General features: G+C 31.7%; 23 protein-coding genes. 14 read left to right on the top strand and 9 right to left on the bottom strand.

Features of this window, described 5'->3' with window-relative positions:
• Positions 1–438: 438 nt before the first annotated feature.
• Genes nadC through B2217_RS13395 form a run of 5 tightly spaced genes read right to left on the bottom strand, consistent with a single transcriptional unit; the run spans position 439 to position 5,892 of the window.
• Complete coding sequence (nadC, locus tag B2217_RS13415) at positions 439–1,302, bottom strand: carboxylating nicotinate-nucleotide diphosphorylase (RefSeq protein ID WP_180905400.1); 864 nt, start codon at positions 1,300–1,302, stop codon at positions 439–441.
• Positions 1,302–2,192: a hypothetical protein gene (locus B2217_RS13410; protein WP_180905401.1), complete on the bottom strand. Its 891-nt coding sequence runs from the start codon at positions 2,190–2,192 to the stop codon at positions 1,302–1,304. Before B2217_RS13410 ends, nadC begins: the two co-directional genes overlap by 1 nt.
• Positions 2,192–3,757, bottom strand: coding sequence for an L-aspartate oxidase (gene nadB, locus B2217_RS13405; RefSeq protein ID WP_280049329.1), 1,566 nt, complete (start codon positions 3,755–3,757; stop codon positions 2,192–2,194). Before nadB ends, B2217_RS13410 begins: the two co-directional genes overlap by 1 nt.
• A complete protein-coding gene (gene nadA / locus B2217_RS13400; protein ID WP_291068919.1) occupies positions 3,757–4,761 on the bottom strand; it encodes a quinolinate synthase NadA in 1,005 nt (334 codons plus the stop codon). The genes nadB and nadA overlap by 1 nt, the downstream gene beginning before the upstream one ends.
• 12 nt (positions 4,762–4,773) lie before the next feature.
• A complete protein-coding gene (locus B2217_RS13395) occupies positions 4,774–5,892 on the bottom strand; it encodes a C1 family peptidase (RefSeq protein WP_038337115.1) in 1,119 nt (372 codons plus the stop codon).
• Positions 5,893–6,131: 239 nt separating this feature from the next.
• Here B2217_RS13395 and B2217_RS13390 point away from each other — a divergent pair, with 239 nt between their 5' ends.
• The gene (locus B2217_RS13390) at positions 6,132–7,487 is read left to right on the top strand and encodes an orotate phosphoribosyltransferase (RefSeq protein ID WP_125349589.1); all 1,356 of its coding nucleotides are present in this window, start codon (positions 6,132–6,134) and stop codon (positions 7,485–7,487) included.
• Between the two features lie 73 nt (positions 7,488–7,560).
• Here the strand turns inward: B2217_RS13390 and B2217_RS13385 are convergent, their stop codons facing one another.
• Entirely contained in the window at positions 7,561–9,021 is a 1,461-nt protein-coding gene (locus B2217_RS13385; protein WP_180905403.1) for a M20/M25/M40 family metallo-hydrolase, read from the bottom strand.
• 92 nt (positions 9,022–9,113) lie between these two features.
• The gene (gene trmB / locus B2217_RS13380; protein WP_038337121.1) at positions 9,114–9,791 is read right to left on the bottom strand and encodes a tRNA (guanosine(46)-N7)-methyltransferase TrmB; all 678 of its coding nucleotides are present in this window, start codon (positions 9,789–9,791) and stop codon (positions 9,114–9,116) included.
• Between the two features lie 135 nt (positions 9,792–9,926).
• On the opposite strand from trmB, the gene B2217_RS13375 reads away from it, so the two are divergent.
• On the top strand, positions 9,927–10,340 hold the full coding sequence (locus B2217_RS13375; RefSeq protein WP_125349592.1) for a hypothetical protein: 414 nt from the start codon (positions 9,927–9,929) through the stop codon (positions 10,338–10,340).
• A gap of 180 nt (positions 10,341–10,520) precedes the next feature.
• Positions 10,521–10,994: a DUF6702 family protein gene (locus B2217_RS13370; protein WP_180905404.1), complete on the top strand. Its 474-nt coding sequence runs from the start codon at positions 10,521–10,523 to the stop codon at positions 10,992–10,994.
• 49 nt (positions 10,995–11,043) lie between these two features.
• Here B2217_RS13370 and B2217_RS13365 read toward each other — a convergent pair whose 3' ends face one another.
• Both B2217_RS13365 and B2217_RS13360 read right to left on the bottom strand, forming a co-directional pair.
• Positions 11,044–12,300 carry a D-alanyl-D-alanine carboxypeptidase/D-alanyl-D-alanine-endopeptidase gene (locus tag B2217_RS13365; protein ID WP_180905405.1) on the bottom strand — a complete coding sequence of 419 codons (1,257 nt, stop codon included), beginning with the start codon at positions 12,298–12,300 and terminating at the stop codon, positions 11,044–11,046.
• The gene (locus B2217_RS13360; protein ID WP_180905406.1) at positions 12,300–13,202 is read right to left on the bottom strand and encodes a mechanosensitive ion channel family protein; all 903 of its coding nucleotides are present in this window, start codon (positions 13,200–13,202) and stop codon (positions 12,300–12,302) included. The genes B2217_RS13365 and B2217_RS13360 overlap by 1 nt, the downstream gene beginning before the upstream one ends.
• Before the next feature lie 179 nt (positions 13,203–13,381).
• On the opposite strand from B2217_RS13360, the gene B2217_RS13355 reads away from it, so the two are divergent.
• The 11 genes from B2217_RS13355 (at position 13,382) to B2217_RS13305 (ending at position 24,291) form a co-directional block, all read left to right on the top strand.
• Complete coding sequence (locus B2217_RS13355) at positions 13,382–14,683, top strand: OmpA family protein (protein ID WP_180905407.1); 1,302 nt, start codon at positions 13,382–13,384, stop codon at positions 14,681–14,683.
• Between the two features lie 111 nt (positions 14,684–14,794).
• Positions 14,795–15,925, top strand: coding sequence for a tRNA guanosine(34) transglycosylase Tgt (gene tgt / locus B2217_RS13350; protein ID WP_038337127.1), 1,131 nt, complete (start codon positions 14,795–14,797; stop codon positions 15,923–15,925).
• A 1-nt stretch (position 15,926) separates the two neighbouring features.
• Entirely contained in the window at positions 15,927–17,021 is a 1,095-nt protein-coding gene (locus tag B2217_RS13345; protein WP_180905408.1) for an LptF/LptG family permease, read from the top strand.
• Positions 17,022–17,260: 239 nt separating this feature from the next.
• A complete protein-coding gene (locus tag B2217_RS13340) occupies positions 17,261–18,511 on the top strand; it encodes a hypothetical protein (protein WP_180905409.1) in 1,251 nt (416 codons plus the stop codon).
• A gap of 154 nt (positions 18,512–18,665) precedes the next feature.
• Complete coding sequence (thrS, locus tag B2217_RS13335; protein ID WP_038337131.1) at positions 18,666–20,588, top strand: threonine--tRNA ligase; 1,923 nt, start codon at positions 18,666–18,668, stop codon at positions 20,586–20,588.
• Between the two features lie 59 nt (positions 20,589–20,647).
• A complete protein-coding gene (infC, locus tag B2217_RS13330; RefSeq protein WP_236688239.1) occupies positions 20,648–21,157 on the top strand; it encodes a translation initiation factor IF-3 in 510 nt (169 codons plus the stop codon).
• Between the two features lie 59 nt (positions 21,158–21,216).
• Positions 21,217–21,414: a 50S ribosomal protein L35 gene (gene rpmI / locus B2217_RS13325; protein ID WP_038337133.1), complete on the top strand. Its 198-nt coding sequence runs from the start codon at positions 21,217–21,219 to the stop codon at positions 21,412–21,414.
• 95 nt (positions 21,415–21,509) lie between these two features.
• Complete coding sequence (gene rplT, locus B2217_RS13320) at positions 21,510–21,854, top strand: 50S ribosomal protein L20 (RefSeq protein WP_038337134.1); 345 nt, start codon at positions 21,510–21,512, stop codon at positions 21,852–21,854.
• A 134-nt stretch (positions 21,855–21,988) separates the two neighbouring features.
• Positions 21,989–22,654 (top strand): phosphatase PAP2 family protein, encoded by a 666-nt coding sequence (locus tag B2217_RS13315; protein WP_280045843.1) that lies wholly within the window; start codon positions 21,989–21,991, stop codon positions 22,652–22,654.
• A complete protein-coding gene (locus tag B2217_RS13310; RefSeq protein WP_280045845.1) occupies positions 22,638–23,420 on the top strand; it encodes a nitrilase-related carbon-nitrogen hydrolase in 783 nt (260 codons plus the stop codon). The genes B2217_RS13315 and B2217_RS13310 overlap by 17 nt, the downstream gene beginning before the upstream one ends.
• Before the next feature lie 145 nt (positions 23,421–23,565).
• Entirely contained in the window at positions 23,566–24,291 is a 726-nt protein-coding gene (locus B2217_RS13305; RefSeq protein ID WP_280045847.1) for a hypothetical protein, read from the top strand.
• The last annotated feature ends 550 nt before the right edge of the window (positions 24,292–24,841 follow it).

Below are 24,841 nucleotides of genomic sequence, written 5' to 3'. Positions count from 1 at the left end.
CCGCAAATTTCTATACTTTAAATGAGATTATTGTTAAATTATGGTAAAATTTTATAAAATCAATTAACATCTTAAATATTAATTATTATATTTTATTCAAAATAATCTATATATTATCAATATTATAAATTAGCTCTTGTATTCGTATAAAGTTTTAAAGATTATTTAACATTTTATCAAAAATTAACATAACGAAAATGTTAATTTTTAACATTAATTTTCTTCATTCTCTGATTTTTTTTCAGATAAAAGATGAAAACTCAAGAAAAAATTAATTATTTAGAATCAGTATTAATAAAATTAAATTCAATAACTTTTTTATTTATAAGCTAATACTAATAAATTTTCAAAACAAATTATTTAAATACAATACAACTAACGTTAAAACTTGTTGTATTGTATTCTTAATCATAAAAAAGAATCGAAATGTTAAAGAAATCAAACCTTAACAGCTTTCAAACTTAAGTCAAAGTTAGGAGCAGAATGGATAATCGCACCAGAAGAAATAAAATCAACACCAGTTTCGGCAATTGCGCGAACAGATTCTTTTGTAATTCCTCCCGAAGCTTCTGTTTTTACTCGCCCATTTATATATTGAACGGCTTCTTTCATCGTTTCAAGCTCAAAATTATCCAACATGATAAAATCAACATTTGCCTTCAAAGCTTCTTTTACCTCATCCATATTACGTGTTTCCACTTCTATTTTTAGATGTAAATGGTGTTTTTCCAAATAATCTTTGGTTTGCACAACTGCTTTAGTAATATTTCCACAGAAATCGACATGATTATCTTTTAACATCACCATATCGTATAATCCAAAACGATGATTTTCTGCTCCTCCAATCTTAACAGCCCATTTTTCTAACATACGAAAATTAGGTGTTGTTTTTCTTGTATCCAAAATTTTGGCATTTGTTCCGCTTACCAATTCCATCATTTCATGTGCATAAGTCGCAATACCAGACATTCGCTGCATGCAATTCAACGCTAATCGCTCGCAAGTTAAAATTGATTGTGACGACCCTTTCACTTTGAAAGCAATATCACCAAATTGAACATTATCGCCATCATTTATATATTGTTCTATTTTTAAAGATGGATCAAACGTATCGAAAATAATTTTTGCTAATTCAATTCCAGCAATTATTCCGTTATCTTTCACTTTCAATTCCGCTTCTTGAATTGCATCATACGGAACCGACGCTAACGTTGAATGATCGCCATCGCCAACATCTTCTAAAAAAGCTTGACGAATAAAAAGTTGTAATTTTTCTTGTGTGATATATGGAGGAAAATTCATTATCTATATGTTAAGGATGCAAATTTTGATTGATTAAATTCTTTCTTGGTTTTGTATTCATAATATTCAGCCCAAGTACCGTTTTCTTCACGCACAACTGTAATCAACACTTGTACTGAAGGATCATTTTCGAAGAAGTTTTTGATTTGAAGTTTATATTCTTTGTCATCAATTTTACCTTTTGTAATGTCAATTGCTCCAGATTTGAACGCCGAATCAAAAGCAGTTGCATAAGGATCAATAGAAGCCATTTCGAAAAGATTAGAAAACTTTCCTAAATAATATTCTCGACTTCCGTTATTACCAAAAGTTGTTAAATTAAATTCTTTATCAATTCTTACTTCAATCGTTTCTTCATCAGTTTTTAAAGTAAACAATACACGATTTTCTGAAGGGAAAGTTTCAAAATCATTATTTTTTTCTGCCGATTCGTAACGTAAAGGCATTGTATATTTCATCGCAACCGCTTTTCCATCAACTCCTTTTGCAGGCGTTATTTTTAAATTAGCTCGTTCCATTTTATTGTTCAACAAAACTAAACTCGACAATGCTACACTATTAAAAATTGGATTTGAACCATCAGTCGAGACATCATCAAAATTACCATCTTCATTAATTTTAAAACCTAATTTAGATTGAGCAGTTTCGATATGAAGATAATCAGCAATATTAGAAAAGAATGAAATTTGAGTTTGAATATCTTGATTCAAGTTTTTGTTCATACATGTTTGTAACTCGCTATTCTCTTTGAAATTTTCGCAACCAAAATACACAACCGCTTTCTTAGCTTCTTTACCAAAAGTCAAACTTACGTTTTGTTTTTCTTTCGAATTTTGAGCAAAAGAAAAACTCATTGCAAAACATGTAACGAACAGATATAACTTCTTCATTAATTAAAATCTTTGTTGTAAAAAGTTCCTCGATTTTCTTTTTGATTGATACTTTGCTCAATGATTAAATGTGCTACATCAACCAAATTTCGAAGTTCTAAAATTTTAGGTGAAACAATCGTAAAATAATAAATTTCGTTGACCATTTTCTCAATTTCATTGATACGATTCTGTGCAATTTGCAAACGATTATCACTTCGTACAATTCCGACCAATTCGCTCATCATCGCTTGTAATTGTTTGCGTAAATAAGAAATCAATACTAATTCTTCTTGCACTTTCATCCCTTCTTCGTTCCATTCTGGAAACTCAAAATTATAAATCGAAAATTGATTATCATTTAATAAATCGACCGTTTTTAACGCTGCACGATGACCAAAAACCATCGCTTCTAACAACGAATTCGAAGCCAAACGATTTGCACCATGTAAACCTGTATTCGAACATTCGCCAACCGCAAACAAATTCTCGATAGATGTTTTTCCTTCTAAATCGACGTCTATTCCACCGCACAAATAATGCGAAGCTGGAACAACCGGAACCAATTCGGTAAACATATCGTAACCTTCGGATTTACATTTTTCGTAAATATTCGGGAAATGCTCCAAGAATTTTTCTTTCTCTAAATGTCGACAATCAATATAAACATAATCATCTCCACGCAATTTCATTTCGTTGTCAATCGCACGCGCCACAATATCACGCGAAGCCAATTCTTCACGTTCATCATATTTATGCATAAACAATTCGCCATCTTTTGTACGCAATTTTGCTCCAAAACCACGAACTGCTTCCGAAATCAGAAACAATTGCCCATCAAACTCACTGTAAAAAGCTGTTGGATGAAACTGAATAAATTGCATTCCCGAAACGGTTGCTTTCGCACGTCGAGCCAACCCAATTCCGTCACCAGTTGCAATAATAGGATTCGTTGTATTTTTATAAACATGACCAACTCCGCCAGTTGCTAACAAAGTTACTTTGGCTAAATGTTGCTCAACTTTATCGGTATTCAAATCTAAAATATATGCACCAAAACATGTTATTTTATCTGTATTATCTTGACGAAGATGATGTTCTGTAATTAAATCAACTACGAAATGATGTGTTAGCATTTTGATATTTGGGTAAGATTTTATTGCTTCGAGCATTGCACGTTCAATTTCCCAACCCGTAATATCTTTGTGATGAACGATTCGGTTTTCGGTATGACCTCCTTCTCGACCTAAATCATAAATCCCCTCATGATTTTTATCGAAACGAACACCCCAATCAATAATTTCATTGATGCGTTCTGGCGCTTCTTTTACGACAACCTCAACCGCTTCTAACTTACACAAACCATCTCCTGCACGAAGTGTATCTTCGATATGTTTTTCAAAACTATCCTTTTCGAAATCACTTACCACAGCAACTCCACCTTGTGCATATTTTGTATTTGTTTCGTCTTCGTTTGCTTTTGTTACAATTGTAATTTTTGCATCGGGATAACGAATCGCAATTTTCAGCGCATAAGAAAGTCCGGCAATTCCAGAACCAATTACTAAAACATCTTGAATCGCCATTATTTTATTTTTTCAGATAATTCTAACATACGATTAATCGAAGCCAACGCTTTTACACGTAAATCTTCTTCGATTTGTATTTCTGGCAATTCATATTTCATACATAAGTACAACTTTTCTAAAGTAGAAAGTTTCATGTAAAAACATTCAGAACAATTACACGATTCATCTTGAACCAAAGCTGGAATTAATGTTTTATTCGGAGCAAGTTTTTGCATTTCGTGTAAAATTCCTTCTTCCGTTGCAACAATAAATTCTTGCGCATCATTTTCTACCACATAATCTAACAAACGAGAAGTAGAACCAATAAAATGTGCAAACTTCAATAGATCTTCTTGCGCTTCTGGATGCGCAATTAATTTTGCATTTGGATGATCAGCCATTTGCTGCGCTATTCTTTCCAATGAAAACGCTTCGTGTACGATACAAGCGCCGTCCCACAAAATCATTTTGCGATTACAAACTTGATTTAAGTATCGACCTAAATTACGATCTGGCGCAAAAATAATTTCTTGATCTTCTGGCAACGAATTAATAATCGCTTCCGCATTCGAAGAAGTGACAATAATATCTGATTCTGCTTTAACACCCGCATCACAATTGATATAACTTACCACAATTGCATTTGGATGTTGCTCACGCAAACCACGCAAACCTTCTGCCGAACAAGAATCTGCCAAAGAACAACCTGCTTTTGTATCGGGTAAAACAACTTTTTTAGACGGATTCAGAATCTTTGCGGCTTCCGCCATAAAATGAACACCACAAAAAACAATCATATCAGCTTCAGTTTTTGCAGCTGCACGCGCCAATTGTAACGAATCGCCTAAATAATCTGCTAAATCCTGAATTTCTCCAGATTGATAATAATGCGCTAAAATCACCGCATTTTTCTCTTTGCGTAATTTATTGATTTCCGCAATCAAATCGGTTCCTTTTGGGATTTCTACATCCAAATAACCTTTATAATCTAACTTTTCAATCGCTTGTTCTAATGTATTCATTTGTGAGTGGTTTTATTTTATACCTAATTGCTTTTTCACTTCTTTTGACAACGCATCTTTGTGCACTGTAAAAGCAATTGATTTCATTCTGAAAAATGGTTTCGACATATAAATATGTCCATTATTTCCTAAATCTGTTGTTCCCCAAGAATTTTTGACATCATAATATTGATTTCCCAATTGATCTTTCAAAATTCCCGTAATATGCATTAAATGATCATCTTCTGTCGAATAATCTTCAAAACCTTTTTGACGCTCATCAGCCGTCACCCATTTTTCAGGTAAAATCTGAACAAAATAATCTGATTCTAAACCTTCTGAAGGCCAAATTGCCATTCCATACTTTTTAGAAAATGTTTTTTCAGAAACATCTGTATCAAAAGCTGCTGTATATCCTTTATATAACGCTTCGTCCAAGACTTTCATGTATTCATCTAACGGTAAATTATAATATGAACCATTTGAAAAATTATCTGGCACTTGTAAAATAAATTGTGAATAATATGGCGCTTGCTGAAAAGATGTTAATGTGACATAATCATCTGGATTAATTTTCAAAAATTTTGCAAATTCTTGTGGCGTATATTCTTTTCCTTCGAATTTGAATTTTGTCGGAGGAACACCTAATTTATCATTCAATTTTTGATCAAATTTTGATTTCCAATCTGCTGTTAAATATTTTTTAGGATTTTTTACAATCGAATCTAATCCAACTTTCAAATCCTTTACCAACATTTCGTGGTTATGTTTTACATCTGTTCCATTCGCAAAACCTGCATAAACTTCGTTTGGAACTAATCCATTTTTACGAACCGAATTTAACACATCATGCGACAAACCTCCTTCACTAAATTGCGCTTTTCCTTGGCGATATACATAATTATAAGCTTTTACAGGGTAAGTAAAACGTACATTATACATTTCCGATAAATCGACATCTTTTCCTGTCAAACGTTTCACTTCCGATTCTAAAAAAGAAGTTGTCGAAAATGACCAACAAGTTCCCGTTTTTCCTTGCGAAATAATAGGAAGTGCAGAATTATTAACTAATTCTTTGAATTTGAAAGGCGTTTCTTGTGCCGAAACCAACATACTTACAAAAGCGATGCTAGCGAATATATATTTTTTCATTTGTGTTTGTATAGATTTCAAAAGTAAAGTTATTTTATGAAGTTTTCATCTAAAACGGCTCCAAATTGAATGTTTCTTAATTAGAAAAATTATTTCAGAATTTATAATATTTCACTTTTCGAACAAATTATAAATCAAATCAGTATAAATATTCAATTTTTATTCATCTTAAAATTAATTTTCGTGAAAATGCCATAAATGACTCAAAAACCTATTAACTTTGCTCAAACATTACACAGATGCAACCAAGAGAAGATTTTTTATTGAAAGCTTATGAGCTGGGAATTATAAAATTTGGAAATTTTACTTTAAAAAGTGGTATAGAATCTCCTTTCTATGTCGATTTAAGACCTTTAGCTTCGAGTCCACAATTACTAAAAACTTTAGCAAATAACTTATTAGATTTAGTTGAAGATGTAGAATACGACTTGATTTGTGGTGTGCCTTATGCAGCTTTGCCAATGGCGACTACAATGAGTTTAACATCGAATATTCCTTTGATTATCAAACGTAAAGAAAACAAAGGTTACGGTACTAAACGTATGGTAGAAGGTGTTTTTGCGGAAGGACAATCTTGTCTTTTGGTCGAAGATGTAATTACTTCTGGACAATCTTTATTAGAAACAATTGATCAAGTTGAGCGCGAAGGTTTACGTGTAAAAGATTTGGTGGTTGTTTTAGATCGTGCGCAAGGTGGATCTGAAAAATTGAAAGAACAAGGTTACAATGTGAAAACGTTATTTACAATTCACGAGGTAATCGATATTTTACATAAATATCACCGTTTAAGTGATGATGAAGCGAAAAAAATCAAAGACTTTTTAGCTCTACCTCCAGAAGCGGTTCCTGCAAAACAACGTATTGCATTGGAAAACAAAAAAATTGTACATCCAGTTGGAAAACGTTTGGTTGAATTAGCATTGAAAAAACAATCTAACTTAATTGCTTCTGCAGATTTAATTACTTCTGAAGAAATTACAGATTTCGCTAAAAAGGTTGGTGATCATATTGTTGCGTTAAAATTACATTCAGATATTATTCAAGATTTTTCGGATAACTTAATTGTTGAGTTGAAAAAAATCGCACGTGAAAAAGAATTCTTATTATTCGAAGATCGCAAGTTTGGAGATATTGGAAATACGCAAGAATTACAATTTAAGAAATCGATTTACAAAATTTCTGATTGGGCAGATTTAGTAACTGTTCATCCAATTGGAGGTTTAGAATCATTAAAAGTTTTCGAAAATACCGGAGTTATCACAATTGTTGAAATGTCTTCGAAAGGAACATTGACTGATGATTATTACTTTACAAAAGCAATTAATGTTTCGGAACAATCTGGAAATGTTTTAGGAGCTGTTGCACAACGCCAAATTCCTGATAACTTGTTATTGTTTACGCCTGGTGTTAATATTTCTTCGACTGGAGATAGCAAAGGACAACAGTATAATACGCCAGAATTAGTTTTCAAAAATTACCACACAGACTTTATGATTGTTGGTCGTGGAATTTACAAAGCTGCTGATGTAAAAACTGCGGCAAAAGAATACCAAACGTTAGGTTGGGTTTCTTACCTACAAAGTTTGAATGACTAAGATTTAGATAAATTTCAAAAATATAAAAGCAAGCTTTTTTCAGCTTGCTTTTTGTTTTTTATTTATAATGAAATTACTTCATCACAAATTTATGCGAAACACTATTTCCATTCTCATCTTGAAATCTTGCAACATAAAATCCTGTAGATAAATTAGAAAGATTTACACTTCCGTTAGAATTTTCTGTATTTATCGTTTTAATCATTCGTCCTGTTGCATCAATTATTTTGATCGAAATTGGTGATTTAAAATTTAGTTGATAATTTAATATTTTATTTGAAACATAAATTTTAGACCAATTTTCATCAATATCATTTGTACCTAAAGTCGAGGTTTTAGCAGCTTCAACTATATATTCTATCCCTAATTTTGTAAACTTCGCCGCATGCATAGATGTACTTCCCATAAACGCATAAGTGTCTCCGGTTGTGTGTATATTAGGATTATCTTCTCCCATTTTAGACTCGAAAGGTAAAGTCGCCGCATAACCATTTTCCGACCAACTCGCATGATCTGAACATCCATAACCACATTTTGACGTATCGTATGTAAATTGATGTAAACCCGTTTTATTATATTCGTCCATCAATTGCATCAAAAAAGAATTAAGGTTTGCATCACAATAATAATCAGTCATTAACACAACATCCTTTGCAGAACCTTTGTAATTAGTCATATCAAATTGTACATAACCTATTACATTTTTATTCTCCGAAGCGTATTTCTGCGCAATTTCTTTCGATCCTACCAAACCTATTTCTTCTGCTGCATAAGCCATAATTTCGGTAGTTCGTTGCGGTTTAAAATTATTTTTTAACAATACACGCAAAACTTCTGTAATTGTTGCAATTCCCGATGCATTATCATCTGCTCCTGGCGCATAAGTTTGGTCTGCTACCCAACCAACAGTAGAATCGGCATGACCTCCAATAATAACAAATTCATCTTTCTTTTCACTTCCAGAAAAAGTCAAAATCAACGATTTCATTGGTGTATTCACATGATCAACGATTTTTACGGCGACATCTACTCTCCCTGCATCAACAATCATTTTTTCCCAAACATTTTTCAATTTAAGAACCGCATCATTTGCTTCTTGTCGTGTATGATAACGCGTTTTGAAACCTTCTAACATCAAAATTGTTTTCTCAATTTCTTTCACATCAACATCGTTCAAAACCTTGTTAATAAAGGCTTGTTCTGTTATTGTATAATTGAAAGGAGCTTTTTTCTGAGATAACTTTTCTTGAAGTGATTCAAGTGATTCAAGTGCATCTTCTTTCGTATTTCTAAAAACATAACCATGTCCATGCGCAAATTTTCCGTGCAAACTTTCAGCAATTGCAGGATGAAAATAAATTGCAGATAAATTATCTTTCGAAGATATTATATCAATTGAATCTGCATAATTTTTTTGTAAAAGAATTGCGTTATCTGTCTCCATTGTCGCAAAAATGAAGTTTTCTTTGGATTGCCCAAAAGAAAAAATAGCATGGAATAAAAAAGGTGTAAGGAATAAAAATTTATTTTTCATAAAATCATATTAGTGTTACAACAAATATATGATTAATAAATCTTTATGAAATTTATTTTAAATAAAAAATCCATCTGTCGATGGATTTTTTATTAATATTTTAATTGAAACTTTATATAGGTAATCTTTTTACCTTCTTCCAAAAACTTCGATTCGTAATATGTTTGTACTTCAGTTACAATTGCAGGAATATCCGAATGATCTGGATGATAAACATCGTGTGTAGAACGAATCACTTCGTGACCTTCGATGTGAATAACACCATGTGTATACCCATGTAAAAATTCAGAATCCGTTTTCAAGTTTACTGTTCCTTCTGGTTTCAAGATTGTATTGTAACGTCTCAAAAATTCAGGATCTGTCAAACGATGTTTTGTTCTTCTGTATTTAATCTGTGGATCTGGGAAAGTAATCCAAATTTCGCTCACTTCATTTTCTGCAAAAAGATGATCGATAATTTCGATTTGAGTTCGAAGAAATCCAGCATTTTCTATTCCTTCATCCAAACAAGTCTTAGCACCACGCCAAAATCTTGATCCTTTAATATCTACTCCGATAAAATTACGATCCTTGTCACGACGCGCCATTGCAACTGTATATTCTCCTTTTCCGCATCCAAGTTCTAACACAATTGGATTATCGTTCTTGAAAAATTCTTTGTTCCAATTTCCTTTTAATGCAAACTCATTAATCGCCTCTTCTCGTGTTGGTTGAACAACATTCTGAAAAGTTTTATTTTCGTTAAATCTTCTGATTTTATCTTTTCCCATTTCGGATATATTTTGCGCGAAATTACGAGATTTTGATTAATCTAAAAAACTGTTCTGAAAACACATAAATATCATCAAATAGTATTTATGTAAAAAGGTTTATTATTTTTGTATTGAAAAACTAAAATTAGAAAAATGGATTTTATCAAACAATTTCATAGTGGCTGGGCTTATCTTGTGATTTTGATGGGCGTTATCTTTGTGATTTCAACATTAATTTATGCGATTTCTAAAAAAGATACAAACGCAACGATTAAAAAAATCGGGTTATTTACAACCATTACTTTTCACGTTCAATTATTACTTGGATTAGTCTACTATATTATGATGTTTTCTGCTTTAGAACCATCAGGAATAATGAAAGATTCTGGCTTAAGATTAACTTTTGTTGAACACCCTATGATGATGATTGCAGGTGTTGTTTTTATGACAATTGCTAATGCAAAATTAAAACGATCTACAACTGTACCAATGAGCGTTGCAGTCTTTGCAATTATTGGTTTAGTTTGTATTTTAAGTAGAATTCCTTACCATGTTTGGTTTGCTTAAAAATTTAGAATAAATTCATAGAAAAGAGTATTAAGTTATTAATACTCTTTTTATATTTTTATGTGATTTATAATTTTTTTATTCTAATTTCGTTATTAACAAGTCGCTAAAGCTTTCTTTTAAATTTTAAGAATCTTTGGCACTCGATTTGAAATAGACTTGTACAAACTAAGAAATAAAATGAAATATATAAAATATCTATTCTCTTTGCTTTTGGTTTTAGTAGCTTTTAACCTAAGTGCCCAAGATTTTCATACAGCAAATATCAAGGTTGATTACGAACAAGAAACCGGAACTTTAAACATAACCGCGCGTACATTTACCAATCAGTTGGAAAAAGCAGTTGGTGCTGATGTTTCGAACAAATCTAACTTTGAGAACAAGTTGAAAGCGTATGTAAACAGTAAAGTTGATGTCAAAGTAAATGGTAAAGCTTTAGGAACTTCTTATTACGGTTATCAGGTAAATGATAAATCGACACGAGTTTTCTTTAAGTTTGATAAAATTTCTGATATCAGCTCGATAGAACTAAAAGTGGCTTTGTTGACAGATATTTTTAACGATCAACAAAACATTGTAACTTTTGATGTCAAAAACAAAAAAGACACGAAAGTATTAACAGGAAATAACGACACCGTAAAGATGTCTTTCTAATAAAGCAAAAGCCTTCCGAAATCGGAAGGCTTTTTTATTTCAAATATGTTTAATAATTATCTCTAACAATTCTCAAAAGTTTTTCGTTCTCATTTCGAATCCAAGATAAATCTTTGATCGAATTATTATTCATCAAACTAAAAATTAACGTTCTTCCAGATTTTGTTTTCAAATAACCACTCAACGTTACATTATTGTTCAATGTTCCTGTTTTGGCATAAATATAAGGTTGCGCCGAATCTTTATATCTATTTTTGATTGTCCCCGTTTTTCCTCCGATTGGGAAAATAGAAAACAAACGTTCTTCTGGAAATTCGTTGTACATTTTCTCTAAAACTTGCGAAAAACTTTGTGGCGTAAACAAATTATAACGCGATAATCCCGAACCGTCAAACCATTCTGGTTGTTGTTTTAAATCGTTTAACAAATATCTTTTTGAGAAAGTAATCGTTTCAGAAGCGCTTAATTTTCCTGGCAAAGTACTCGAAGCTAAAATCAATAAATGTTCTGCCAAAAAATTATCGCTATTTTCCATCATTTCGCGGTAAACATCATCTGATTTCTGACTATAAAACACTTTCGGATTATTAACCATTGGCGTTTTGACCATATCAACAGGTTTTCCCAAAATTTGCGACAACGATTTTTCTATCACCGTTTCATTCACAATAAAAGGAACTTTTTCTGTTCGTTTTTTATTACTGATATAAAATTTATTGTCATAGAAATTCCTCGGTTCTGGCATTTCTTTAATTTCTGTCAATTCTTCAAAATATGTTGGAAATGTTTTGATTGAACTTCCATTTTTCGAAATCGAAACTAAATTTTCATGAATCGGAAACTGACTTCTTTCTGGTGCATAATCTTTTCTAAAATCGTCCCAAGTCCAACCTGGTAAAAAAGATTCTTCGTCGAAATTATTCCAATGAAAAACAATTTTAGAACCATTATTTTTCAGGAAATCTAACGCTCGTGTATTTTTATATTTTGGATGCAAAAAAGTTGGATCTCCAGTTCCTTCGATATGCAATTCGTCACCAATCAACTGATATTTGAATGCAGGAATAGAATCGTTCAACATTTTCATCGCTGTATACAACGTAAAAATTTTGGTGTTAGATGCTGGAATAAAAAATTTGTTTCCGTTATAATTATAAATTTCTTCTTTCGTGATTGGATCATACAAATAAAATCCCGTGAATTGAGTGGAATAGAAATCAGAATTGAGATGTTTCTCAATTAATTCGGTCTGCGCAAAAAGATGCACAGACAAAAAAATTGATAATATGGTAAGTAAATACTTCATTAATCTTTGTTCTCGAAAGGAATTGTTGACGAATTCGATTCGTTTTTAATAATCATTTCTGTATGTGGATAAGGCATCGAGATATTATTGTCGTCTAACGCATATTTCACCGCACGATACAATTGCCAATAAGCCGTCCAATAATCACTATTTTTCACATAACAACGCACAGCCAAATTCACAGAACTTGCAGCAAATTCTAGAATCTCAACCGTTTTAGATTGTGTATCATCAACCAATTCATTTTTCTCTAAAACATTCAACAAAACTTCGCGCGCTTTGTCAAAATCATCATCATAAGAAATACCAACATTTACATCTAATCGACGATATTCTTTTACAGAATAATTGGTAATTGGATTGTTAAATAAATTTCCGTTTGGCAAAGTTATGATCTGTCCTTTTGCAGTTGCAATTACTGTATTTAGTAAATTTATCGACTCTACACTTCCTTCATTTCCTTGCGATACGATATAATCTCCAACTTTAAAAGGTTTGAAAAGAATAATTAAAATTCCTGCTGCAAAATTCGACAAAGAACCTTGCAAAGCTAAACCAACTGCTAAACCAACACCTCCTAAAGCTGCAACAAAACCAGAAGCATTAAAACCTAATCGCCCTACAACAAAAGTTAATACAATAGCTTTGAACAATATATTAAGAATTGGAATTAAAAACGTGCGAATTGATAAATCGACATTTCGTGCAACCATTCTTTTTTCGATTAACTTGACAAGTTTACCTGTTACCCAAAAACCAATTATTAAGGTTAATAAAGCAGAAACTAAGCTCCATCCAACCTCAGAACCTTTCGTTAATAACCATTGTGTAAAGTTTTCTAAATCCTTAAATGGAGTTGTTATTACATCTTGCAAACTATCTACTTTGTCTTGCTCTTGCATAATTATTCTTTTTTATTAGTAATTCAGTTGATAAAATTAGTTCCAATCTAACATCTTTTCAAAAAAATAGAAAAATTATCATTTTTTTTAACTAATTTTAATAAATATGAATATTGGTACAATATTCGTTAAGAACAGATTACAACTTAAAAAAAGGCTATAATTAAAAATTAAAATCTATGAACATTATTGAATTAGTAAAAGGGTATATTACCCCAGATTTGATCTCGAAAACTTCATCAGAATTAGGTGAAAATGAATCGGGAATTTCTAAAGCAATCAATGCATTCATTCCTATTCTTTTAGGAGGTGTTTTAGAAAAAAAGAATTCTACTACAGGCTTATTTCATACCATCAAATCTTTTGGTGCTTCTCGTGGATTAGCAAATATTTCGACAGAACAAGAAACACCCGACACGATTAAAGAATTAATCAATGTTATTTTTGGTTCGAATGCGCAACCAATCGTTTCTAAAATTGCTGAATATGCAGGAATTTCGACAGGTTCATCTTCAAAATTATTAGACTTAACAGCTTTAACAACTTTTGGATCCATTGGAAAAGAAGCCGAATTTAACAATGTAACAGAAGCTGATTTCTTTTCATCTTTAGGAGGAATTAAAGATAAAATTTTAGGATTAATTCCAACTGGTTTAGGACTTGGAGCTTTAGGTTTAGGAACAATGTTTAATGATGCGCCTAAAATCACTGAAACAATAGATGTTGCAAAAGATCATGTAACTGAAACTATTACAGAAACAAGAAAAGTAGTTGATGTAGAACCAGAAGAAAAACCTTATGTAGCACCAGTTGATGCTTACGCAGAAACTCATAACAACAATGGTGGTGGAGGTTTTTGGAAATGGTTAATTCCATTAATTTTAGTTGCTTTAGCGGCCTTTTTCTTATTAAAAAAATGCAATAAGAACGAAGATAAAACAGTTGTTACAGAAGAAACTGAAATTGTGGTTGATTCATTGAATGAGGATTCTCTAAACGCTGCACCGAAAGAATTATCTGATATCGATTTAGATGGTGTTGCATTGAAAGGATATGCAAATGGATTAGAAGATCAAATTATCAAATTTATCAAAGCGCCAGATTTTGCAACAATGACAGAAGATCAATTGAAAGAAAAATGGTTCAACTTTGATAATGTTAACTTCGTTTTTGGTAAAACTGATCAATTAGAGCCAGGTTCTGACGTTCAATTAGATAATGTTGCTGCAATTTTGAAAAAATATCCAACTGCAAAAATTAAACTTGGAGCATACACAGATAAAGTTGGTGATGATGCGAAAAACAAAGAAATCTCTCAAAAAAGAGCAGATTACTTAAAAGCTGAATTAACAAAACGTGGTGTTGGTGCACAAGTTATTGCTGCCGAAGGTTACGGAGAAGAATTTGCAAAAGTAGCTGAAACAGCTTCTGACGCAGAAAGAGCTTCTGATCGCAAAATGTCATTACGTTTTACAAAATAATCATTTCATAAAATTTCTAAATAAGGGTAAAGGCAACTTTATCCTTATTTTTTTGTTATTTTTTTCGAAACCAACTCGCAACAAGCTAAACAATTAATATCTTTGCACACTATGAAATTTTCAATCGATAAAAAAGACGAATTTTCTAAGGCAAGAGCTGGTGTTGTAGAAACCGATCATGGTAAAATCGAAACACCTATTTTTATGCCAGTTGGTACGGTTGGTACAGTAAAATCTGTTCACCAACGTGAATTAGAAGAAGATATTAAAGCCCAAATCATTCTTGGAAATACTTATCATTTGTATTTGCGTCCAGGAACTGATATTTTGCACAGAGCGGGTGGATTACATAAATTTATGAATTGGCAAAAACCAATTTTGACAGATTCTGGAGGATTCCAAGTGTATTCTTTGGCAACAAGTCGTAAAAAATCTGAAGAAGGTGTGCGTTTCAAATCGCATATCGATGGTTCTTACCACATGTTTACGCCAGAAAAATCAATGGAAATTCAGCGTTATATCGGAGCTGATATTTTTATGGCTTTTGATGAATTAACAGGAATTCCAGCAAAATATCATGATGCAAAACGTGCGATGCATGTCACACATCGTTGGTTGGAGCGTTGTAGAACTTGGTTAAACAATAATCCTGAATATTACGATCACAAACAAACGCTTTTCCCTATTGTACAAGGAAATGATTTCAAAGATTTGCGTCAAGAATCAGCAAAATATATTGCAGATTTCGGTGCAGAAGGAAATGCAATTGGTGGATTATCTGTTGGTGAACCAGAACCTGTGATGTACGAAATGACGGATATCGTAACCGAAATTCTTCCACAAGATAAACCTCGTTATTTAATGGGAGTTGGAACACCTTGGAATATCATCGAATGTATTGCTCTTGGAGTTGATATGTTCGACTGTGTTATGCCAACACGTAACGCGCGTAACGCAATGTTATTCACTTGGAATGGTGTTATGAATATGAAAAATGCAAAATGGAAAGATTGTTTCGAACCATTAGACGAAAACGGAACAAGCTATGTGGATAGTTATTACACAAAAGCCTATGTTCGTCATTTGTTCAATGCCAACGAAGCGTTAGGAAAACAAATTGCATCTGTTCACAACCTTGCGTTTTATTTAGATTTGGTAAGAGTTGCAAGACAGCATATCTTAGCAGGAGATTTCGCTCAATGGAAAGAACAAATTGTTCCACAATTAAAACAACGTCTGTAGTTTGAAAATAATTGATAAATACATCATCCGAAACTTTATCGGAACCTTTATCTTCATGGTTTTGATTTTGTCTACTATCGCCGTTATTGTCGATCTTAGTCAAAAATTAGGACGTATTAATGATAGTGGTTCTACAGCTTTTTCGGCTTTAACCCAATTTTACCCTTATTGGTCTATTTGGATTATTAACACCTTTTTACCAATTGCCGTTTTTATCACTGTGATCTATTTTACATCACGACTGACGATGCAAACCGAAATTGTAGGTGTACTTTCGGGTGGTATTAGTTTTTATCGATTTACACTTCCATATATTTGGGTTGCTATATTTTTAGCTGTTTCTGCTTTGGTAGTAGGAAATGTGGTTTTGCCTTGGGCAAATATTAAAAAAAATAAATACCAATACACCCATTTATTGAGTAATAACGACAAGGAAGAATATTATAAACGACAACGTATCGGTTCGCAAATTTCTCCTGACGAATTTGTTTTTGTTGATAGTTATGACAGAACAGAAAAGTTAGGAAGTTCTTTTATGTATCAAAAATTTGATTCGACTGAGTTGAAAAAACAAATCATTGCTTCAAGTTTTAATTGGAATGATAAAGATTCTACTTATGCATTAATGAGTGTTTACACGCGTGATATTAACAAGGATAAAACAGAAAAGTTAAATTACGAAGCCAATACAAATTTGAAGTTGCCAGCTTCTCCTGACGAAATTTTACCAGAAGAATATGTTGCTGAAACAATGAATACCTTCGAATTGAATGAATTTATTCAGAAACAAAAAGCAAAAGGTTCGGCCAATGTAAATACATACGAAAATGAATTAAATAACCGTTTGAGCGGTCCATTTTCAACTATTATTTTGACACTTTTGGCTCTATCGCTTTCATCTAAAAAACGTCGTGGAGGAATCGGAATCAATCTTGCAGTTGGTATTTCGTTAGCGTTTGTCTACATTTTCTTCTCGCAAACAACGTCTACGTTTTCCGAAAAAGGATATGTTTCGCCACTTGTCGCCTCGTGGATACCAAACATCGTCTTCGGATTACTAACTTTGTTTTTATATTTCAGACGAGCACGTTCATAAAATATTTCAAAAATCCAGTTCTTTTCGAACTGGATTTTTTTTGTATCAACAATACAAGTAAATAATTTATTGAATCCATCTAAAAACTCACCATAATTTAACTAAAATAATTCTTTTTAAATTCATCAGTTTTCAGAAATAAAATTTTTTATTCAATTGATAATTAATAACTTTAAGATATTCTAAATTAATTTCTTAGATTTAAAAAAAGTTGAAGTGTAAAACTAAAATCAATTGACATGAAAAAAAATTTACTCCTTTTATTTTTAATCCTTTCGGTTTCTATTTTTTCGCAAGAAACATTAAATACAATGTTTTATAATGTGTTCAAATTTCCGAATTCACTTCCTCAAAATCGTCAATTGATCTTAAGAGATATTTTAGACGAATACAAACCAGATTTATTTATGATTTGTGAATTAGTAACAGAAAATGGCGCTGATTTAATCTTAAATACATCTTTGCAAAATCAACCGGATAAATTTGCTCGCGCACTTTTTGTAGCTGACACAACAAAATTAGATGATCCGTTACAAACAATGGTTTTTTATAACACACGCAAATTGACGTTAGTTAATCAACAAAAAATCCCCACAGTTTATCGTGACATCAATCAATATTCTTTTCAATTAAATATTACTTCAAACGATCCTATTCATTTAGAAGTTTTTGTTGCGCATCTAAAATCGAGTACAGGACCTGCAAATCGTCAAATGCGTTTGGAAATGGTGCAAGAAGTCACAAAATCTTTGAAAAAATTAACACAACCTAATACATATGTTCTTTTTGCTGGAGATTTTAATTTTTATAATTCATCAGAACCAGCATATCAAGAAATCATCAATCCAGCAAATGCTATTTTGATGATTGATCCACTCAATGCGCCTGGAAGTTGGCAAGATAATCCAGCTTTTAGTTATTTACACACTCAAAGTACACGCGTTTCTAACATAGGTTTTGGAAGCGGAACTAATGCAGGAGCAAGTGGCGGTTTGGATGATCGTTTTGATTTTATTATGATGAGCGAAAACTTCAAAAAAAGCACACGTTTTTCTTTTGTAAATGATAGTTATAAAGCATATGGAAATAATGGAGATTGCTTGAATAAAGATGTTAAAGATTCTGATTGTACAGGTATCTACTCACAAACTTTGCGAACTAATTTGTACAATATGAGCGATCATTTACCTATTGTGATGCAATTTAAAATTCATGAGAATTTAAGTACAAAATCAATTGAATCAAAACCTTTTATCTGGTTAAAATCAGAAAACATTACGAATGATAAAATTATAATTGGAGTTGATAAAACTCAATTAAATGCTCAAAATAATATACTTTTTATTTACAATTCAGTTGGACAAATTATACAATCGGTTCGCATTAATAATCAATCAAATATAACAATTGATTGTCAAGGCTTAGCGGCTGGAATCTATTATATTAAAACAAAAGAATCGAACGAAATTTTAAAGTTTATAAAAAAATAATTCAATATAAGTTTTATCTAAAACAAGATAATTTCATTCAAAACAATAGCTCAACTATTTACTTAATATTTTAGCTAAAATCAACTCTTCAAAAATTTCGTCAACTTACAGAAAATTCGTAATTTTGCATCTTAGTACAAATTCTAAAAGTAAGATGATAAACATTTCTCTTCCAGATGGAAGTGTAAAACAGTATGAGAGTGGCGTAACTCCTATGGACGTGGCGCTAAGCATTAGTGAAGGTTTAGCACGTAATGTAATTTCGGCTATAGTAAACGATCAACAAGTTGAAACAACAACCCCAATCACCACAGATGCAACGATCAAATTGTTAACCTGGAATGATGAAATGGGTAAAAAAGCTTTTTGGCATTCATCTGCTCACTTATTAGCGCAAGCTATTTTAGAGTTTTATCCAAATGCTAAATTAACAATTGGACCTGCGATTGACAAAGGTTTCTATTACGATGTTGATTTTGGTGAGGATAAATTTACAGAAGCTGATTTTGCGAAAGTAGAAAAAGCAATGTTAGAGAATGCAAAGAAAAAAGCTGAATTCAAATTATATTCAGTTTCGAAAGCAGAAGCATTAGAAACGTATAAAGACAATGAATACAAAACAGAATTAATCTCTAACTTAAATGATGGAGATATTACTTTCTGTACTCACGATAATTTTACAGATTTATGTCGTGGTGGACACATTCCGAACACTGGAATTGTGAAAGCTGCAAAAATCTTGAATGTTGCCGGAGCTTATTGGCGTGGAGACGAGAAAAACAAAATGTTGACTCGTGTTTACGGTATTACATTCCCAAAACAAAAAGATTTAACAGAATATCTTGAGTTATTAGAAGAAGCAAAAAAACGTGATCACCGTAAACTAGGGAAAGAACTAGGTTTATTTGCTTTCTCAGAAAAAGTTGGTGCAGGTTTACCACTTTGGTTACCAAAAGGAGCTGCTTTGAGAAGAAAATTAGAAAACTTCTTATTGAAAGAGCAACAAAAAATGGGTTACGAAATGGTGATTTCTCCGCACATTGGTCAAAAAGAATTGTATGTAACTTCTGGTCACTACGCTAAATATGGTGCAGATAGTTTTCAGCCAATTAAAACGCCAAACGAAGGAGAAGAATTCTTGTTAAAACCAATGAACTGTCCACATCACTGTGAGATTTACAAAACTTCTCAATGGTCGTACCGCGATTTACCAAAGCGTTATGCAGAGTTTGGTACAGTTTACCGTTATGAACAATCAGGAGAATTACACGGTTTAACTCGTGTTCGTGGATTTACTCAAGATGATGCTCACTTATTCTGTACACCAGATCAATTATTAGAAGAATTCAAAAAAGTAATTGATTTAGTCTTATATGTATTTACAAATCTTGGATTTGATAATTATTCGGCTCAAATCTCATTAAGAGATCCAGAGAATAAAGAAAAATACATCGGATCTGATGAAAACTGGGAAAAAGCTGAACAAGCAATTATCACAGCATCAGCAGAAAAAGGTTTACCAACAGTTGTAGAATATGGCGAAGCTGCATTCTATGGACCTAAGTTAGACTTTATGGTGAAAGATGCATTAGGACGTCAATGGCAATTAGGAACAATCCAAGTGGATTATAACTTACCAGAACGTTTTGATTTAACTTACACTGGAGCAGACAACGAAAAACACAGACCAGTAATGATTCACCGTGCGCCATTCGGCTCTATGGAACGTTTCATTGCCATTTTGTTAGAAAATACAGCAGGTAATTTACCACTTTGGTTAACACCAGATTTATTCACAATTTTACCAATTAGTGAAAAATATGTGGAATATGGAGAAAAAGTATTAAATTTGCTGGCCGAAGAAGAAATTAACGGACTGATTGACAGTAGAAACGAGAAAACTGGTAAAAAAATCCGTGATGCCGAAATCGGTAAAATTCCTTTCATGTTAATCATCGGTGAAAAAGAAGCAGAAAACGGTACAGTTTCTGTAAGAAGACACGGAGAAGGTGATTTAGGAGAGATGACGATTCAAGCATTTATCGACTTCATGAAAGAACAAATCAAATTAAAATAATTTAAAACAGAATAACTATCGCAATTAGAAGAAAAGGCGGCAGAGGTCCAGCCAGAGTAATTAAGGAAGATCAACACAAGATCAATGATAAGATTGACGCGAAAGAAGTACGCGTTGTTGGAGAAGGTATAGAACCTGGTGTATATCCAATAGCTAAAGCTTTAGAACTTGCAGAAGAACAAGGTTTAGATTTGGTAATGATCAGTGAAAAAGCCATTCCACCTGTTTGTCGTGTCGTAGAGTACAAAAAATTCTTATACGAACAAAAGAAAAAAGAAAAAGAACTTAAAGCTAAACAGCAGAAAGTTGTCGTAAAAGAAATTCGTTTCGGTCCTCAAACAGATGATCATGATTACGAATTCAAAAGACGTCACGCAAGATCTTTCTTAGAAGAAGGTTCAAAATTGAAAGCATATGTTTTCTTCAAAGGACGTTCTATTATCTTTAAAGATCAAGGAGAAATCTTATTGTTACGTTTAGCTCAAGAATTGGAAGATGTTGGAAAAGTAGAACAAATGCCAAAACTTGAAGGTAAAAGAATGATTATGATGATGGGACCTAAGAAATAATTAGGTTCTTATCATCTTACAAAAAATAAAAAACGTTTTAATTTTAAATATTTGTAATCATGCCAAAATTAAAAACAAAATCTGGAGCGAAAAAACGTTTCAAATTAACAGGAACAGGTAAAATTAAAAGAAAACACGCTTTTAAAAGCCACATCCTAACAAAAAAAGAGACTAAACAAAAGAGAAATTTAACTCAAACTGGTTTAGTTGATCAAGCTGATGTTCATTCAGTAAAACAACAATTAAGATTAAAATAAGAACGTGTTCTTATTTGGTTTATTAATTCATTATTAACCCTGTCGATGGGCCTTAAAGCAGAGCAATCTCGCCCACTACAAAAAAATTAAAAATTATGCCAAGATCAGTAAACGCAGTTGCGTCAAGAGCTAGAAGAAAAAGAGTTTTAAAACTTGCAAAAGGATATTACGGAAGAAGAAAAAACGTTTGGACTGTTGCTAAAAATGCAGTAGAAAAAGGTTTAGTATACGCTTACCGCGATAGACGTCAAAAGAAAAGAAATTTCCGTGCGTTATGGATTCAAAGAATTAACGCTGGAGCAAGATTACACGGATTGTCTTACTCTAAATTTATGGGAGCTATCCACAAAGCTGGAATTGAATTAAATCGTAAAGTTTTAGCTGACTTAGCGATGAACAATCCAGAAGCTTTCAAAGCAATCGTAGAAAAAGTAAAATAATTTTTTTAAACAATATTAAAACGTTTTAAAACTTGGCTATTTAGTCAAGTTTTTTTTTGCTTAAATTTGAATGAATGTCATTCTAGACTTTATTTGGAATCTCATCATAAATTTTATTTAAAAACCCAACTCAAATGAATCAACAAAAAGATTTATTTCTAAGAATTTGGCCATTTTTTGTCGTATTTTTCATCTACAATTTTGCTGTAATTGCTATGACGCAATATTATGGACGCGACGAATTACATCTGCATTTCAATCAGTACAGCAATCATTATCTCGATAAACTCTTTGTTTTTTATACCGATTTCGGAACCTATTATTTATTTTTTATACTTCTTGGTTATCTATTTTGGAAAACAACTCGAAGATATTTTTATTATTTATTAGTTTCTGGAGCAGTTGCAACAACAATTAGTGTTTTCTTTAAGAATGTCTATTTCGAACAAGTTTTACGTCCTGGATATTATTTTACGCAGAAAAAAATAGACATTATTCTAGTCAAAGATTATGCGATACAAATGGCTTCAACTTTTCCTTCAGGGCATTCATTAACAGCCGCAATAATTTCGATGACATTATGTTTATTAACCAAAAACAGATGGTTACAATTATTTTTCGCACTCCATTTTCCGAGTATCGCAATTAGTAGAATCTACTTATCGCGTCATTTTGCGATTGATACTGTTGGTGGTTCGTTTATTGGTTTTTTTATATTTATCTTTATGTATTACATCATCAATCAATCTAATAAACCAAAATTAGATCAAAAATTTATTAACAATGGAAATTCAGAATAAACTTAAAATATCATTAATACAATACGATGTAATCTGGGAAGATGCAAAAGCTAATCACGCTTATTTAGATGAATTATTAGCCAATCATCAAACTGATATTATATTGTTACCAGAAATGTTTGCTTCGGGATTTTCGATGAATGTAGAAAAAATTGGTCAAAAGCCTTTTGGAGAAACCTTCGAATGGATGCAACATAAAGCCAAAGAATTAAATTCTGCGATTGCTGGAAGCATTTCTACGCATGAAAACGATAAATACTATAACCGATTTTATTTCATCTGTCCAAGTGGCTCTATTTACATTTACGATAAGAAACATTTGTTCAGTTACGGAAAAGAAGCTGGGGTATATTCTGCAGGGGATAAAATTGTAACGATAGATTATAAAGGATGGCAAATTCGTCCTATTGTTTGCTACGATCTACGATTTCCTGTTTGGATTCGCAATACAGAAGAAGATCCGTACGATTTGATACTTTGTAACGCAAGTTGGCCCAAAGCGCGTCGAGAAGCTTGGATTTCACTTCTAAAAGCACGAGCAATCGAAAATATGGCTTTTGTTGCTGGCGTAAATAGAATTGGAGTAGATGGCTATAATCTCCAGTATCAAGGGGATTCACATTTATTTGATACATTGGGACAAGATTTGGAAACAATAAACAATCATCCCGAAATTTTACAATTCGAAATTGATAAAGAAGAACAAGATAAAACTCGAAAGCATTTCAATTTTCTAAATGATAGAGATTCATTTTATTTTGGATAAATACAAGCTCAACTTCGGTTGGGCTTTTTTTTGTATGTGTAATTCTTTTTTATTCATATATTTATGGATAATGAATATGAATGGATAACACTTTTAAAAGCATCTATGAAAGCTACTACAATTGATATTTCGATAATAATTAATTATGAAAAAGATATTTATATTTCTATCCTTTATATTATTGGTACTTTCTGCAACTTATACTTTATATTTAGTTCGTAAGACTTTTAATAATTATCAATTTGAATCTTATAATGAACTTTATTATAAAGTTCCACCTGTAAATAATGCACAATTTAAATCGTTAAAATCTTTTAATTCTCACTTGTTTTCAATTGTTGACGATAAAAACTTAAAGAATATTACAGTAAATTTCGATTCCAAATCAAATAAAGTAAGGCAAGTAAATTTAAATTACACATACAATCCTGAAACAATTGATGATAAAATAAAATCAATCATAAGGATATATAACTTAGGAGAAATTATCGAAATTAATAAAAGAATGATGAAAAAAATATCATTTTTTCGGAGTCCTGATGTATATAATTTTGAAAATACTAAATATGAAGAAATGTACTTTCCAGATGATTTCTTTATACATAAACCCATTGTAAATTATAATATAAAAGGAAATCCCATCGATTCAATTATAAATGATAGAATAAAGCTTTATGCTTTAAAAGGTATAGTTGAGCTAGATATTAACAATGATTATAAACCTGATTTATTAATTGAATCAAAAAACGAAAAATCTTATATGATTACTGGTTTTGTTGAGATAGACAAGAACCTATTTTTCCTATATTATTTAGATAATGATTCTATTAAAAAAGTAAATGATCTATATAAATTAATAAATTTCAAATAATTTATAGTGCCTAACAAAAATTAATTTGGGCGTTCCTTCGGTCGGACTATGCGTTGCAATCTTTTGTAGAAGAAGATTGAGGTGATTACAGAAAATCCAATTCTTACAAAAGGATTTCCACTACTATCCCTAACGCGGGTTGAGTTGTAAGTTGTAAGTTGTAAGTTGTAAGTTGTAAGTTGTAAGTTGTAAGTTGTAAGCAAAAATAAAAACTGTCATTCAGAATGTAGCGATAACGGAGTGAAGAATCTTTTTCAAGTTATAAGTTTTGATTGATAAGTTATGAGACGTAAGATTTAAGGCTAACAAAATAAAATTCTAAACAATATCCCCTTGAGGGGATTATAAGCATGTTTTAGAGTTATGAGTAGTAAGTTCTGAGTTAGTTGTAAAAAGGAAGCTTCTTGTTTTATAAAACATAGTTTGGAGATGCGTTGAAGTAAGAATTACATTATACTTAATACATTTTACTTTGTACATTGTACTTTTTACAAAAAAGTATAACCACAAAAAAAGCCTCAAGATTATTTCTTGAGGCTTTTAATAAAAA

It is taken from the genome of Empedobacter sp. UBA7620 (assembly GCF_002484185.1).
GTDB lineage: Bacteria > Bacteroidota > Bacteroidia > Flavobacteriales > Weeksellaceae > Empedobacter > Empedobacter falsenii_C.
This window is presented reverse-complemented; position numbering and strand designations above follow the sequence as displayed.

Bases quoted from the DNA above. Each gene is read 5' to 3' on its own strand.
- nadC (WP_180905400.1), bottom strand. From the start codon at position 1,302: ATGAATTTTCCTCCATATATCACACAAGAAAAATTACAACTTTTTATT.
- B2217_RS13410 (WP_180905401.1), bottom strand. From the start codon at position 2,192: ATGAAGAAGTTATATCTGTTCGTTACATGTTTTGCAATGAGTTTTTCT.
- nadB (WP_280049329.1), bottom strand. From the start codon at position 3,757: ATGGCGATTCAAGATGTTTTAGTAATTGGTTCTGGAATTGCCGGACTT.
- nadA (WP_291068919.1), bottom strand. From the start codon at position 4,761: ATGAATACATTAGAACAAGCGATTGAAAAGTTAGATTATAAAGGTTAT.
- B2217_RS13395 (WP_038337115.1), bottom strand. From the start codon at position 5,892: ATGAAAAAATATATATTCGCTAGCATCGCTTTTGTAAGTATGTTGGTT.
- B2217_RS13390 (WP_125349589.1), top strand. From the start codon at position 6,132: ATGCAACCAAGAGAAGATTTTTTATTGAAAGCTTATGAGCTGGGAATT.
- B2217_RS13385 (WP_180905403.1), bottom strand. From the start codon at position 9,021: ATGAAAAATAAATTTTTATTCCTTACACCTTTTTTATTCCATGCTATT.
- trmB (WP_038337121.1), bottom strand. From the start codon at position 9,791: ATGGGAAAAGATAAAATCAGAAGATTTAACGAAAATAAAACTTTTCAG.
- B2217_RS13375 (WP_125349592.1), top strand. From the start codon at position 9,927: ATGGATTTTATCAAACAATTTCATAGTGGCTGGGCTTATCTTGTGATT.
- B2217_RS13370 (WP_180905404.1), top strand. From the start codon at position 10,521: ATGAAATATATAAAATATCTATTCTCTTTGCTTTTGGTTTTAGTAGCT.
- B2217_RS13365 (WP_180905405.1), bottom strand. From the start codon at position 12,300: ATGAAGTATTTACTTACCATATTATCAATTTTTTTGTCTGTGCATCTT.
- B2217_RS13360 (WP_180905406.1), bottom strand. From the start codon at position 13,202: ATGCAAGAGCAAGACAAAGTAGATAGTTTGCAAGATGTAATAACAACT.
- B2217_RS13355 (WP_180905407.1), top strand. From the start codon at position 13,382: ATGAACATTATTGAATTAGTAAAAGGGTATATTACCCCAGATTTGATC.
- tgt (WP_038337127.1), top strand. From the start codon at position 14,795: ATGAAATTTTCAATCGATAAAAAAGACGAATTTTCTAAGGCAAGAGCT.
- B2217_RS13340 (WP_180905409.1), top strand. From the start codon at position 17,261: ATGAAAAAAAATTTACTCCTTTTATTTTTAATCCTTTCGGTTTCTATT.
- thrS (WP_038337131.1), top strand. From the start codon at position 18,666: ATGATAAACATTTCTCTTCCAGATGGAAGTGTAAAACAGTATGAGAGT.
- rpmI (WP_038337133.1), top strand. From the start codon at position 21,217: ATGCCAAAATTAAAAACAAAATCTGGAGCGAAAAAACGTTTCAAATTA.
- rplT (WP_038337134.1), top strand. From the start codon at position 21,510: ATGCCAAGATCAGTAAACGCAGTTGCGTCAAGAGCTAGAAGAAAAAGA.
- B2217_RS13315 (WP_280045843.1), top strand. From the start codon at position 21,989: ATGAATCAACAAAAAGATTTATTTCTAAGAATTTGGCCATTTTTTGTC.
- B2217_RS13310 (WP_280045845.1), top strand. From the start codon at position 22,638: ATGGAAATTCAGAATAAACTTAAAATATCATTAATACAATACGATGTA.
- B2217_RS13305 (WP_280045847.1), top strand. From the start codon at position 23,566: ATGAAAAAGATATTTATATTTCTATCCTTTATATTATTGGTACTTTCT.